13 protein-coding genes are annotated in these 14,179 nt (G+C 52.8%); 6 read left to right on the forward strand and 7 right to left on the reverse strand.

Translation table 11 applies throughout. The features are described from left to right. Positions 1–25: 25 nt before the first annotated feature. The 5 genes from proB to HCG48_RS10130 all read right to left on the reverse strand — a co-directional run bounded on the left by proB (position 26) and on the right by HCG48_RS10130 (position 4,383). Entirely contained in the window at positions 26–1,138 is a 1,113-nt protein-coding gene (gene proB / locus HCG48_RS10110; protein ID WP_168569051.1) for a glutamate 5-kinase, read from the reverse strand. A 133-nt stretch (positions 1,139–1,271) separates the two neighbouring features. Continuing rightward, the gene (locus HCG48_RS10115; protein ID WP_168569052.1) at positions 1,272–1,793 is read right to left on the reverse strand and encodes a YqeG family HAD IIIA-type phosphatase; all 522 of its coding nucleotides are present in this window, start codon (positions 1,791–1,793) and stop codon (positions 1,272–1,274) included. Positions 1,794–2,156: 363 nt separating this feature from the next. Further along, positions 2,157–3,239, reverse strand: coding sequence for an endolytic transglycosylase MltG (gene mltG / locus HCG48_RS10120; RefSeq protein WP_168569053.1), 1,083 nt, complete (start codon positions 3,237–3,239; stop codon positions 2,157–2,159). A gap of 228 nt (positions 3,240–3,467) precedes the next feature. After that, entirely contained in the window at positions 3,468–4,061 is a 594-nt protein-coding gene (locus HCG48_RS10125; RefSeq protein ID WP_168569054.1) for a DUF3727 domain-containing protein, read from the reverse strand. A 127-nt stretch (positions 4,062–4,188) separates the two neighbouring features. After that, entirely contained in the window at positions 4,189–4,383 is a 195-nt protein-coding gene (locus HCG48_RS10130) for a hypothetical protein (protein WP_168569055.1), read from the reverse strand. Between the two features lie 250 nt (positions 4,384–4,633). Here HCG48_RS10130 and HCG48_RS10135 point away from each other — a divergent pair, with 250 nt between their 5' ends. Then, complete coding sequence (locus HCG48_RS10135; RefSeq protein WP_168569056.1) at positions 4,634–5,722, forward strand: helix-turn-helix domain-containing protein; 1,089 nt, start codon at positions 4,634–4,636, stop codon at positions 5,720–5,722. Here the strand turns inward: HCG48_RS10135 and HCG48_RS10140 are convergent. Continuing rightward, on the reverse strand, positions 5,719–6,912 hold the full coding sequence (locus tag HCG48_RS10140) for a phosphate ABC transporter substrate-binding protein (protein ID WP_320415780.1): 1,194 nt from the start codon (positions 6,910–6,912) through the stop codon (positions 5,719–5,721). The genes HCG48_RS10135 and HCG48_RS10140 overlap by 4 nt on opposite strands. Further along, complete coding sequence (gene cax, locus HCG48_RS10145; protein WP_168569057.1) at positions 6,896–7,990, reverse strand: calcium/proton exchanger; 1,095 nt, start codon at positions 7,988–7,990, stop codon at positions 6,896–6,898. The genes HCG48_RS10140 and cax overlap by 17 nt, the downstream gene beginning before the upstream one ends. Positions 7,991–8,363: 373 nt before the next feature. Here cax and HCG48_RS26465 point away from each other — a divergent pair, with 373 nt between their 5' ends. From HCG48_RS26465 to HCG48_RS10165, 5 genes are all read left to right on the forward strand, one after another. Beyond that, positions 8,364–8,495 carry a hypothetical protein gene (locus HCG48_RS26465; protein WP_281362109.1) on the forward strand — a complete coding sequence of 44 codons (132 nt, stop codon included), beginning with the start codon at positions 8,364–8,366 and terminating at the stop codon, positions 8,493–8,495. A 51-nt stretch (positions 8,496–8,546) separates the two neighbouring features. Continuing rightward, positions 8,547–11,213, forward strand: coding sequence for a DUF3536 domain-containing protein (locus HCG48_RS10150; protein WP_168569058.1), 2,667 nt, complete (start codon positions 8,547–8,549; stop codon positions 11,211–11,213). A gap of 163 nt (positions 11,214–11,376) precedes the next feature. Next, positions 11,377–11,805, forward strand: coding sequence for a lipopolysaccharide assembly protein LapA domain-containing protein (locus HCG48_RS10155; RefSeq protein WP_168569059.1), 429 nt, complete (start codon positions 11,377–11,379; stop codon positions 11,803–11,805). A 78-nt stretch (positions 11,806–11,883) separates the two neighbouring features. Continuing rightward, entirely contained in the window at positions 11,884–12,717 is an 834-nt protein-coding gene (locus HCG48_RS10160) for a segregation/condensation protein A (RefSeq protein ID WP_168569060.1), read from the forward strand. A 167-nt stretch (positions 12,718–12,884) separates the two neighbouring features. Continuing rightward, the gene (locus tag HCG48_RS10165) at positions 12,885–14,057 is read left to right on the forward strand and encodes a nucleotidyltransferase family protein (protein ID WP_168569061.1); all 1,173 of its coding nucleotides are present in this window, start codon (positions 12,885–12,887) and stop codon (positions 14,055–14,057) included. The last annotated feature ends 122 nt before the right edge of the window (positions 14,058–14,179 follow it).

Below are 14,179 nucleotides of genomic sequence, written 5' to 3' on the forward strand. Positions count from 1 at the left end.
ATCGCTAACTCTGCGCCGCGATCGCTCATTGAATCAGAACTAAGTTGTCCCGGTGAACCACGGTATCCGCCCCAAGATATCCCAAAATCGCCGGAATTTCATCCGATCGCCGACCCCGAATCTGTTGGAGTTCGCGACTGCTGTAGTTGACCAGACCCCGGGCAATTTCTACCCCCGAGCGATCGCACAGTTGCACCGCTTCCGACGCTTCAAACTGCCCTTCGATCGCCGTTACCCCGGCGGCGAGTAAGGACTTTCCTCCTTCGCAAATCGCCTTGAGGGCGCCGCGATCGAGATAGAGTTTCCCCGTCGGAATCAGTCCGTAAGCGATCCAGCGCTTGCGGGCGTTCGGCGTGCGCGGTTGCGCGGCGAATTGGGTGCCGATCGCCTCCCCTTGTAAGATTTTGACAATATTTGCCGGATATTTCCCCGCCGCGATCGCCGTGCGTACCCCCGCACTCGTCGCGATCCGCGCCGCCTCGATCTTGGTCGCCATCCCTCCAGTGCCCCAATTCGTCCCACTTCCCGCCGTTTCCACCTGCAAGGCGGCGAGTTCTCCGAGATGTTGAACCAGGGGAATCGGTCGCGCGTCGGGATTGCTGCGCGGGTCTGCGGAATAAAGGCGGTCTACATCGGTCAACAGAAACAACCAGTCCGCTTCGACCAAACTGGCGACCATCGCCGAAAGGGTATCGTTATCGCCAAATTTTAATTCTTCGACGGCGACGGTATCGTTCTCGTTGACCACGGGAATAACTTTGAGGTCGAGTAATTCCTGGAACGTCCGATAAGCATTGACATAGCGACTGCGCTGCACCAAATCCGTGCGCGTGAGCAGGACTTGGGCGATCGGTTGTTGCATCGTCGTAAATAAATCGTCGTAAACCCGCATCAACCGTCCTTGGCCCACCGCCGCCACCGCCTGCTTGCGAGCAATATCGCGCGGTCGTTCGCTCAATCCCAGACGCGCGCAACCGACGCCGACGGCCCCCGAGGAGACTAAAATCACTCGATTTCCCTGTTGGCGCAGCTCGCTGAGGGTTTCGACCAAGGCGGCGATCGTGGAAATGGCCAAGTTCCCAGTATTCGGTTGTGTCAAGCTAGAGGTGCCGATCTTGACGACGATCGTAGACGACATAGGGGAGAGTTTAGAGTTTAGAGTTTAGAGTTTAGATTTTAGAGTTTAGAGTTTAGATTGAGGGAGTCGGGAGTGACGAAGCTTGTCCCTTTTTCCTTCTCCCTTCTCCCTTTTCCTCTTTGTCTTTCACCTCTCACCGATCCAAATGCAAAGACGCCCCCAAAATTTGGGAAAGCCACACTTCAAACGATCGCAGACGATAGGGGTGAAACACATCCCCCGGATCGACCATCGGATCGACCAAAATCGTAAACATCCCCAAACGGTTACCCGCCAAAACATCCGTAAACAGGCGATCGCCGACCATCGCCACCTGTTGTACGGGTAAATTCATCGCCGTGACGGCTTGTCTGAGTTTGCGGCGCGACGGTTTAGCCGCTCCCGTGATATAAGGCAATTCTAAGGATTTAGCAATACTGCCAATCCGGTTTTCACTAATATTGTTACTGACCAACCACAGGGGAACCAGAGGTTTGAATAGTGCAACCCACTCCTGTAGCGGTTCGGAAACCTCTTTTTCGGTAAAAGGCACTAAGGTTTCATCGACATCGAGAACCAAGCCCTTAAGCTGATAGGTTTCGAGGACTTCTGGTTGCAAATTAATAATGGAACCGCCTAACAATAGGTCGGGTTGTAAAAGTTTTCCCCAAGACATAGAATTTTACGATCGCTCTACAGCATCGACAAGCCGCCGCCAAAGCCCGTTATCAGTTTTCAACTTCCGGTAGGACTTCGCTCGTTTAGATTCCCAGAGAAGGCGAACCTGTTTTTAACCCTTTACCGAGAAGTATGCCGACAAATCCTAGCACGGCCAGCTCCTCTTTTTCTAGCGCCTTTTCTAGAGCCTTCGATAGTTTCCGCGATCGATCGCCCCAAAAGACTGACGGGGGATATCCTCAGCGCGATCGCGTCGGACGGGATACCCACGCTTCGCTCTCGACGCGATCGCTTTGGTTTGAACCGCGATTGAAAATCGATGCACCCCCAGTGGAAACCCGCAAAAGCGGCGATCGCAACTCTATTGAGAATCCCGCTCGTTCCAGATTTCAGCTTGCGCCGCTTCGTGTTCTGCCAGAGTGCGGCTGAAAACGTGGGTACCGTCGTAACGGGCGACAAAATACAAGTAATCCGTCGCTTCCGGGGATAAAGTCGCTTCCAGACTGGGCAATCCCGGGGAGCCGATCGGGGTGGGAGGCAGTCCGGCGTTGATATAAGTATTATACGGGGACGGAGTGGCAACTTCTTCGTAAGTCAAGGGGCGATCGGCAGTTTGAGTCAGACCCAAACCGTATTCCACCGTCGGATCGGCGCCGAGGGGTATTCCTTCTGTCAAGCGGTTGTGAAAGACCCCGGAAATGAGCCTTCGCTCTTCACTAATCACCGCTTCTCGTTCGACAATACTCGCCAAAGTCACCCAGTCGAGCAAGGAGAGATCCGCGTCCCCAGCTTGTTGCTCGTATACGGGTAAGGCGACCACTTCAAACTGGCCGATCATTTGGCCGATCGCCGATTCCGCATCGAGGCGATCGCTCCTCAATAAATACGTATCCGGGTAGAGAAACCCTTCTACATGGGGTAAATCTTTCGGTAACCAAGGAAACAGGTCGTAAGGGACATTTTTCGTCGCTTCGATAAAGGTTTCAGCTTTGAAAAAACCCCGATCCTCGAAATATTCCGCCATGTCCTCGATCGTCCAGCCTTCCGGAATCGTATAACTGAGTTTGAGAACATCCCCCGACCAAATTTTTGCCGCAATTTCTGTCATCGGTTCGGTGGGGTTAATTTCATAACTCCCCACTTGAAATCCACCGCCACCCTTTGTCAAACTCAACCAGCGAGCCCAAACATTCCATGCTTGAGTCGAACGGATCAAGCCTTCGGCCTCCAGGGTAGCGCCAATCTCTTGCCCGGTCGAGCCTGTTTTGACTTCGATCACTTTAGCGGGGGGGCTTTCGGCTTCCGATTCGATGGTTTTGGGATCGATCGCCGGAGCGCTGACCCAACTCCACCACACCCAACCTTGCCATGCGAAAAAAACGGAAACGACAGGAAGCAGTCCCCAATAAAAGGACCATCTTGACTTGCGTCGAACGGCTTTCATCCTGAATCTTTCCTAACTATGGATCTTCTTAACTAAAGATATCTCAGATTCTAATAAGCTTTTTGCGGGATCGCCCCGTCCGCCAAACCGATCGGGGCTACGGCGCAGCCGTCCCTTCGCGAACGCAGTTTTAGCGGCGATCCCCGATGGGTCTCAAGGCATTGCAGCGATACAACTGAGGGGGAGGAGATCGCGGCGATCGTCTGAAAACAACTTGAAAACAACACCTTAGTCGGATTCGTCAAATAGACGATCTTCTAACATTCCTTCCAGAGAAGGCAGTAGGGGTTCGAGTTCGTCTAATTCCTCTTGAGAAAGCAATTCTGGCTCGCCAGCATCGTTGACCCGCGCCAGAATAAATACGGGATCGAGAGGGGTATAAATGGCGTATTCTTCCTCTTCATCGTAGAAACTGGCTAGCCATTGCAATTCTTCGTAATCTTCCCGCGCATCTGCTGGAGGTTCCGCTTCTTCGTCATTCCAATCTTCCTCGGAAAAATCGGGTAGTTCCCCCGCGACCGTCAGCACGATCGCCGTTCGTTGTAAGGTCAAATTTTGTTCGGCGAGAACCGCTTTGGCGGTTTCAAAAATCTTATCGACGCGATCGTCATCCACCGGAATCGGTTCTTCGTCTTCGTCTTCAGCTTGCCAGGTAAAAATTTCTACGGGAGACTCGACGGGCATCAGTAAAACATAATCTTGACCGTTGAGTTCAAAAGAATGCTCGACATAGCAAGAAAGGGAACGACCGAACTCGTCGTGGAGGATGACGGAATCATCGCGGGCTTGTCCGTTTTCTTGAGGGGATTCTGATGGGAACATGATAGATAGTTGGGAGAGTTAAATCGATACCTTGGGTGTTGGAGAACGGCGACCCCCCCGGCTTGACCCCCAATCCTCGCCAAAGGCCCGTGACGTAGATAGCGGGTTGGCTGGGGCTAGCCGAGCTTCATGGCAACACCAGAATATCACGGCTCAACAAATAATAATGTTTCAATCCTGGTTCCGGGATTAAGATCGCTCCGGCGGCTCCTGTTTGAGGGGGCGATCGCCGCCGAGGGTGCCGTCCTCGTCGGGGGAGTCCGTCGCGATCGCCGTGTCCCCGTGCCAAAATCTCTGAATTATAGCAATTTTTAGCTACCAAAACCTCCGCAAAAGAGCGTTATTTCGAGTCTGATTTTCGTTCAATTCGATCCGGACAAGCGAATTCAAATCGCGTAATTGTGAATTACCTTGGCTACAGTAACTGCTCTCATATCGGCGTAGCGCGATCGCGCGATCGCTTACCCTACAATTCTCCTCTGTTGAAGGTTTCGATCGCTGTGGCAATAGAGCTTTAAATTCCGTCTTGATACAGTTGGCTTCGATGTTACCTTAACGAACGATCTTTAAATATGGTACTGGAATCTCCGCCGCTTTCCTCATTTGAACCCGCTCAACAACAACTGATGTTTGTGCTAGAGCGCATTGAACGCGAACTGTTTAATTCTGATGCTTATCGAACGGCACTGACTTGCTTACAAAAAGGACTTGGAGATGCAGCAGAAGGTTCCCAAAAATTGCTCAAAGCGGTCGGAAGAGAAGCAATTCGCTTAGCCCTTCAACAATTGCTGATTTATTTTAAAGAGACGCGAGCGGCAGCATCTGTCAATACACCCGTCAACCCATTTGATAACGAATCCAATAGCTCGAATCATCCGCAGATCGGGAGTTCGCCCTTCGAGCGAGAGGACGATAAAACTGCCGCCCGAGAAACGTACCATCCGATCGATGCGAGCGAATCTGGCAATCCCTGGGGTCCCAATTCAAACCGAATAGAAGCGAAAAGATCGCCGTCCCTAGGAGAAAAGTTCGGGCGGGGATTCAACTCCGGACCGACCGGGCGATCGCCGAAAAAACGTAACCGAAAACTTACGGCTGCCGAACTCCAAGCTCAAGCCCAAATGCGCTGGGAAAATTCCGTGCAACAAATCGGCACTCAACTGAAACAAGCCCGCGAACAACGATTTCTCTCAATCGAGCAATTACACCAAAAAACCCTCGTTCCCTGTCGTCATATTCGAGCGATCGAACAGGGGGATTTTGCGTCTCTACCCGAAGAAGTCTTTATTCGCAGCTTCATTCATAAAATTGCCGACGAAGTGGGTTTAGATGGAGAGAGTTTGGCGGATTCTTTGGCTCGCGCCCCTCAACCGCTCCAGAAAGTCTCCTCTGTAGGGGGCGGACTGTCTGGAGTCGGATTCGAGATCCGTCCGCTTCATTTATACTTAGGATACACTGCCTTGATGGCCAGTGCGATCGGTGGGCTGGCGTGGATGCAAGAACAAGCCCAATCCGAATCCCCCGTAGAAACCGATCCGGTGTTGACTTCCCCCTCCTCCGACCCCGAAACGATTCGGGAGTCAAGCCATACCCCCGGATTGAAGGGCGGCGATCGCCACGTTTCCATAGGTGGCGATATCGCCCCTCCCGAAGTCTTTTAGTCACTCGCCAACATCGCTTGCTGTCCTTCCGGGGAAGTGGCATAGCCTAAAAATGCTTTAACGACATCGTTGGGCGGGTTTTGATAAACGTAATAGAGAATTCTTTGAAACGGATAGTTTTCCGCTTGTGGCGTCAAGCCATTAATCGGGACGCTGCGGACTGTTTGCTGGTTGGCAACTTGAGCGTAAGTTGCATAACCGACTCCATTGCGGTCTAATTCTCGTAATAAAGGGGTGGTTGCGTCTCGTTCCATCGTGGTAATGTTCGGGGTGCTGCCGAAGTTACCGCCGTTGAGAACGATCTCTTTAAACGCTTGGTGAGTGCCACTTACAGGCGGACGGTTGATGACGCGGATCGTACCCGGCGGACCGCCAACTGCGGACCAATCGGTAATTTCTCCTTGGAATATCCCTCTGACTTGGTCGGGGGTCAAGCTAGCGGTGAAGGGATTGTTGAGACCGACGACGATCGCGATCCGGTCCGAGGCGATCGCCACCGCCGCCAAACCCCGGCCTGCTTCCTCTGCCGTCAGAGGGCGCGAAATCGCTGCAATATCGCTGTTTCCGGCGATTAATGCTTGCAAACCGCGATCGGAGCCGTTGGCCGTCGTCGATACCTGAGTCCCGGGGAATTTCGCCTCAAACCCCCGTTTGAGATTTTGGTTAATGGTGACCATACTGGTCGAACCGTCAATATCCACCACGGTTCCCGCCGGAACGGAGGAGGGGGCGCTAAAACCAGTGGGGGCGTTGCCACTGCCGGGAATGGGGGCAGATGGCGGTGTGGCGGGCGGTGGGGCATTCGGGGCTTGAGCCTCGGAAGAAACGTTTCCGGATATGCTGCTTTGCTGTCGGGTAAAGAACCAGTAGCCTCCGGCAGCGAGAATCAGGAAAATAACGATAAAAATAATGGCTGGCGGTCCACTTTTTTGAGCCACGATCGGATACCAAAAAAGATTACTAAAGAAGGTTGGTGCAAATGGGCGATCGCCCGCAGTCGAATCGAGTAATTTCGATCGCAAGTGTACCTTAAACTCTTCCAGTTGCAGGCGATCGCCCCTAAAAAATGACCTAAAATCAGGATCGCAAAAAAAAGAGGCGGGCGCCATGGCCACCTCATCGACAGTTTCTACATTATTTTGAATGTTGGCAATCCCATCGGGCGATCGGGTTTCAGCCGATCCCCTCAATCACGGGATGGAAATAAAACGCCAATCCCAAAACCAAATAAGTCGCCAGCAGTAACGTTCCTTCCAGCCAATCCGAACGTCCGTCCGAACTGACGGAATTTGCAATTAAGACCGCCACCGCCACCGCCACCAACTCAAACGGATTGAAATTTAAATCCATCGGTTGACCCATCACCCAACCCGCCAGAACCAGTACCGGGGCGACAAACAGGGCAATTTGCAAACTCGATCCCATCGCTACGGAAAGGGAAAGATCCATTTTGTTTTTCGTCGCCACCGTAACCGCCGTGGCGTGTTCCGCCGCGTTACCGACGATGGGAACGACGATGACTCCGGTAAACAAGGCGGTCAGACCTAACATCGAGGTCGCTTCTTCGAGAGAACTGACCAATAATTCCGATTCGACGGCGACGAAGAGGGTGCAGGCGAGCAGTACCCCACTCCACAGCAACACGTTAGGTTGGTGTCCCGTTTCGCCTTCTTCAGACTCGTTTTCCGCTTCGCCGACCTCGCACAAATAGGCGTGGGTTTTCATCGAAAATAACAAGGTGAGTCCGTAAACGAGGATCAACACGATCGCCACTCCCGCAGAGAGTTGCTGCATCGTGCTTTCTTCGATCCCTTGGGAGGTAAAGTCCACCGCCGTCGGCAGTAAAATGGCAATCACGGCTAAATTCATGGCCGATGCATTCATGCGGGCGACGACGGATTGAAATTCTTGCTCTTTGAAGCGCAATCCCCCCAAAAGCATCGATAAACCCATGACTAAGAGGAGGTTACCGATAATCGATCCGGTGATGCTGGCTTTGACGACATTGACCAATCCGGCGTTGAGGGCGACCAGGGCGATAATTAATTCTGTAGCGTTGCCAAAGGTGGCATTGAGTAAGCCGCCGAGGTTGGGTCCGACGACGACGGCAATTTCTTCGGTGGCGGTTCCCATCCACGCCGCCAGGGGAACGATCCCCAAGCAGGCGGTGAGGAAGATCGGCAAGGCTCCCCATTCGAGGAAGTGTCCCGCGATGGAAATGGGAACAAAGACCAGTAAGCCAATGAAAATCAGATTTTTGACTGACATTAGGGTGGGTAAAGTCTCGTGAATCTGCTAAACGTCTCCAGACTAGCGGATCTTCTCGGAAAACAGGAGCCTATCCGGGACGGAAGCGGTACGAGGCGATCGCCGCTCCGATGGGCGTTACGTTAAAAAAGTAGATAAGAAATCTGTATTTAAAGTTACAAAATAGCGGATTTATTTGGAAATTTATATTAAATTTTTATATCAAACTATTAACTTAATAAAGGGATCGTCCATACTTTTTAATTAAATCTGTTATGTTGCTGTTAGTAGAAAGATTAGGAAAAGTTCGGTAAAAGCCTAATTTCGATGATGATGCCAGAGAGAATGCACCCCGAACGGAAGGGCGGAATCGACCGACGATCCATTACAGTTTTTGACAATCGACTTTGACAGCCAGATGGCGATCGCCGCCGGAGAACCCTCGCGACCGCTTCACTCACCCAACGTCGTGCTGTCCTGCGTCCGTCTTCCAGGCGAGATCGAGCTGACCATGTTCGTACCTTGAGTCCTTTTGATTGTTCCGATATCTGTTCCTATCGTTTGAGTAACGATCGCCATGACTTCGATTTCTGAAACGACCTCTACTTTAAACATTCCCATGTCCGAACCCACCACAACGGTCGTGCCAGAAGCGCCGACGGAGGAATTGACCCCCGAAAGAGCGAAAACGGCCTATGGCATTTATGTCACCATCCACGGTCATTTTTACCAACCCCCTCGGGAAAACCCCTATCTCGACGCGATCGAACGCCAGCCGAGTGCGGCCCCCTTTCACGATTGGAACGAGCGCATCCATCACGAATGTTACCGACCCAACGCCTTCGCCCGGATTTTGAACGATCGCGGCGAAGTCGTCGGGATCGTCAATAACTACGAATATCTCAGCTTCAACATCGGGCCGACCCTGATGACTTGGCTCGAACGTTACGACAGCGAAGTTTACCAGGCGATCTTAGACGCCGACCGCAAAAGCGCCGAACGCCTAGACGGCCACGGAAACGCGATCGCCCAAGTCTACAATCACATCATCCTGCCCCTCGCCAACGAGCGCGACAAATACACCCAAATCCGATGGGGCAAACAAGATTTTCGCTCCCGCTTCGGGCGCGATCCCGAGGGGATGTGGCTCGCAGAAACTGCGGTAGATTATGCCACCCTCGAAGCCCTCGTCGCCGAAGGAATTCAATTTATCGTCCTGGCGCCGTCGCAAGCCCAACGCTGCCGACCGATCGCCGCCGAAGGCGAACCGGAAACGGACTGGCACGAAGTCGGGGGCGGCCAAATCGATCCCACTCGTCCCTATCGCTGCTACTTACCGAGGGAAACCGAAGCGGGCGATTCTGCTGTGCAGACGCTGCGCGATCGCCCCTATATCGACATCTTCTTTTACGACGGCCCGATCTCCCGGGATATGGGCTTTAACGACGTGCTCAGTAGCTCCCATCACCTCTGCGGGCGCCTCGGTTTGGCCGTTCACGGCGATCGCCGTCCCTCCCAACTGATCTCCGTCGCCACCGACGGCGAAACCTTCGGCCATCATAAATCCGGGACGGAAAAATGCTTGGCTTACGCCTTCACCTGCGAATTTCCCGAACGAGGCTGGACCGTCACCAACTTCGCCCACTACCTCAGCCTCAATCCGCCCACCTGGGAAGTCGAACTCAAACCCGTCACCGCCTGGAGTTGCTCCCACGGGGTGGATCGCTGGCAGGACGACTGCGGTTGTGGGGGCGGCGGCGGATGGCACCAAAAGTGGCGCCGTCCCCTCCGCGACGCCCTCGACTGGCTGCGCGACGAACTCAGCGAGATCTACGAACGCGAAGGCTGCCGCCTGTTGCGCGATCCCTGGCTGGCCCGGGACGAGTATATCGAGGTGATTCGCGATCGCGAGAGCGAAAATGTCGAAAATTTCCTCGCCCGCCATCAAACTCACTACCTCAATCCGGCCCAGCAGATCGACGCCCTGCGCCTGCTGGAAATGGAACGCCACACCCTGCTGATGTACACCAGTTGCGGCTGGTTTTTTGAAGAAATTTCTCGCCCGGAAGGGGTGCAAATCCTCCGTTACGCGGCGCGGGCGATCGAACTGGCGGCAGAAGTGGCGGGGGTTCAACTCGAACGCGAGTTCGTGCGTCGCCTCGAAAAAGCGCCGAGTAATGTAGACACCTTTAAAGACGGGGCAGGGGTTTACGAACAACTGGTGGTGACCGCACAAATTAGCTTAGAGCAAGTGGCGGCTCACTATGCCATCAGCAGCCTGTTCGCCAGTTACAAGAACCAAGAACAAGTTTACTGCTACAGCATCCACCGCCGGGATTACGAGTTGCAACGCCTGGGATCGCTGAGTTTGGCGGTCGGTCAAATTCAGTTAGTATCGCAAATTACTCAAGAAAATCTCGATCTCGTCTTTGCTGTTTTACATCTAGGCAGTTGGGATTTTCACTGCTGCATTCAACCGTTTGTCGGACGGCGCAGTTACGTGCAGATGAAAGAACGCTTGTTCGGGACTCTGCAAGAAGCGAGCGCCGCTCATGCGATCTTGGTGATGAATGAGTATTTCGATGGGAAATCGTTCAGTTTGCGCGATTTGTTTGCGGAAGAACGACACCGGATCGTCAAACTGCTCACCCAGGAAAATCTGTTGCGCCTCGATCAGCTTTACAACCAGGTGTATCGCGACAATTACGGCGTGATGATGGCGTTCCACCGCGACGAACTTACGGTCCCGAGGGAATTGCAAGTGGCGGCGGAAATTGCTTTGAGCAATCGCTGTTTGACCGTGGTGCGCGATTTGGAACAGGCGATGGGCGATCGCCTCACCTCGGACGGTCAAATCGCCAGCCTTTTAAACGAGTTACACGCGATCGCCACCGAAGCCAAACACATGCGCTGCCATCTGGAAGTACCGGAAGCTAAAATCGGCCTGGAACGGGCGATCGAGCGGTGTTTGCGCTATTTAATCCACGACGCCCAACCGGAAAAAATCGAGGCCGAACTGCTCAATTTACAACGGGCGATCGCCATCGGAGGGCAACTCAATATCGGCTTATCCTTAGCCCGCGCCCAAGAGTTATTTTTTAGCTGGATGCACGAGGAAGGACTCGCCCCCTACTTCGATCGCCTCGATCCGACCACCGCCGCCGCACAATCGCGCGATTTATTGCGATCGTTGCTCGATCTCGGTCAAATGTTAGGGGTTGAAAGAGTGCGGGAGTTGAATTAGGAACTAGGAAGTAGGCAAGAGGGAAGAGGGAAGAAGTAAGAGGGAGGAAGGTGACTTGTTACAATTCCCCACTTCTTCCCTCAATCCATCCAAAATCTAAACTCCAAACTCTAAACTCTAAAATTAAAATGGTCTCAATCGACCCTAAACCGAGCTTTGTCCGATGAAAGCCTTCAATTTCAGCTTGATTTTCTTATTATGTTTGGCCTTAGTTTTGTTTTCTTTAGAAAATAGTCAACCGACGGCGATCGCGATCGTGCGAGGAGTGGAGGTGGAAGCGCCCCTAGCCGTCGAACTGATTTTCGCAATGGGAATCGGTGCGGTCTTAGTCTGGCTATTTGCCCTGTTATCCAAACTACAGAGATATTTAGAAGCTCGGCAGGATTTACGCGCCATCCGGCAGCGAGACGAACGGATCGAGCAGTTAGAACAAGACCTGCAAGCATTTCAACAAAATCAAAACAACGCACAAAACACGGAAACATTGGCATCGGAGAATACCCCGCAATTACTCCCCGCCGAAGAAGAAGCAGCATCCGACAACGCCAAACAAGAAGCGATCGCAGTGAAAAACATCGATCGTCCCGCGTGAAGGAACAGGAGCGATCGCCACGGCTCCCGCCAGAAAAATCTAGAATGAAACAATGAGTTCTAGTTCAACCCGGAGATCATGAGCAGTTCCCTAGCCCAAGATGCGATCGCCCTGTTAATCGACCTCGCCAAACGGGGAGAAATCGACCCGTGGGACGTCCAGGTGATCGAAGTGATCGACCGCTACCTCAGCGAACTGGTCCCGGCGGACGACAGCGATCGCGCCGAACGAGAAGTCACCTTATCCCAATCGGGACAAGCCTTTCTCTACGCCTCAATGTTAGTTTTGCTCAAAGCCGATAATTTAGCCCGTTCCGAATCTCTCCTCGACGAAGAAGGCGTCGGCGAAGAAGAAGTCGAAGAACTCGAAGAACTTTTAGATCCCGAAAGTACCCGACTCCCTCACAAACTCGAACGGCAACTCAAACGACGCGCCGTCGCCCCCACCCCCCAAAAACGGCGGGTCACTTTACCCGAGTTAATCGAACAATTACAATTAATGTCCCAGGCGATGGACGATCGCCCCCGCCGCCGCACCAAGCGCCACGCCAATTCTAAATCGACGGCGAAAGCGGTCCGCGCCATTAGCGAACTCGCCCATCAAGAAAACTTAACCGATATTGCTGCCGCCCTCGAACAATTTTTAGAAAGCCACTGGCCCCAACTGAGTACCGAATGCGACTGGTTAGAACTCGACGAATTGCTCGAACGCTGGCAACTGTGGCGCGTGAAAACGGCGGACACGCCTAAAATTCAATCGGAACCGACCGACAACAAACACGATCGCGTCGGGATCTTCTGGGCTTTATTACTGCTTTCGGCTCAATCTAAGGTGGAATTGGAGCAAGAAGAGTTTTACCGCGATTTAAAAATTAAAAGTCTCGATGGCGCGATCGCACTCGAAGCGATCTAAGCTCTCCCCCAACCTCACTAAAATGACTCGTTACCGTCTTTAAGCCCAAGCACAACCTGTCTCCAGCCCCCGATTCCCTGCCCAAATCCCCTGATTTGCGGCCAAAGCGAAGTTGAACTTAAATTAGATAAAGTTAATCGCCCTACGGTTAAGAGAACTAAAGATCTATGAAAGCCATGATTCTGGCAGCCGGGAAAGGCACTCGTGTCCGTCCCATTACGTTCACCATCCCCAAACCCATGATTCCCATCCTGCAAAAACCAGTGATGGAATTTCTCGTCGAACTCCTGCGCCAGCATGGGTTTGAACAAATCATGGTCAACGTCAGCCACTTGGCTAAGGAAATTGAAGACTATTTCCGCGACGGTCAGCGTTTCGGGGTCGAGATCGCCTATTCTTTCGAGGGACGCATTGTTGACGGTCAGCTTGTCGGCGAAGCCCTCGGATCGGCAGGCGGGATGAGACGCATTCAAGATTTTTATCCCTATTTTGACGATACCTTCGTGGTATTGTGCGGCGATGCTTTGATCGATCTCAACTTAACGGAAGCGGTCAAATGGCACAAGGAAAAGGGGGCGATCGCCACGATCGTCATGAAATCCGTTCCCCGAGAGGAAGTGTCGAGTTATGGGGTCGTGGTCACCGACGAGGACGGCGCAATTAAGACGTTCCAAGAAAAACCCGCCGTTGACGAAGCCCTCAGTACCGATATCAACACCGGGATTTACATTTTTGAGCCGGAAGTACTCGATTACATCCCTTCCGGGCAGCAATTCGATATCGGTGGCGATTTATTTCCCAAACTCGTAGAAATGGGCGCCCCTTTTTACGGGATTTCGATGGACTTCCAGTGGGTCGATATCGGGAAAGTTCCCGACTACTGGCGGGCCATTCGCGGCGTTCTCCTCGGAGAGATTAAAAATGTGGCCATTCCCGGAAAAGAAGTTGCGCCGGGAGTTTATACCGGGTTAAATGTAGCAGTTAATTGGGACAAGGTGGACATTAGCGGCCCGGTGTACATCGGCGGGATGACCCGCATTGAAGATGGTGCTAAAATTGTCGGTCCGACGGCGATCGGACCGAATTGCTGGATTTCGAGTGGGGCGATGGTCGAAAACAGCGTCATTTTTGAATATTCCCGTCTCGGTCCGGGGGTGCGCCTGGTGGATAAATTAGTGTTCGGTCGCTACTGTGTGGATAAAACGGGGGCGGCGATCGACGTTCAAGCGGCGGCCCTCGACTGGTTGATTACCGATACCCGTCAAACTCCCCCGTCGCAACCGCCGATCGAACGTCAGGCGATCGCCGATCTGCTCGGAAGTGAGGGCAACGGTTCTTAAAAGCGGTTCCCGCAAGTTCTCCGAGTCCCCGTCCATTTCTTTTTCCTCTATTTTATATTCAGTGCTTGCACGCCGGAGTATCCTATTACTCTACTGGCCAAGGTACACCCCAGGGAATCGAT

Source organism: Oxynema aestuarii AP17, from assembly GCF_012295525.1.
Taxonomy (GTDB): Bacteria; Cyanobacteriota; Cyanobacteriia; order Cyanobacteriales; family Laspinemataceae; genus Oxynema; species Oxynema aestuarii.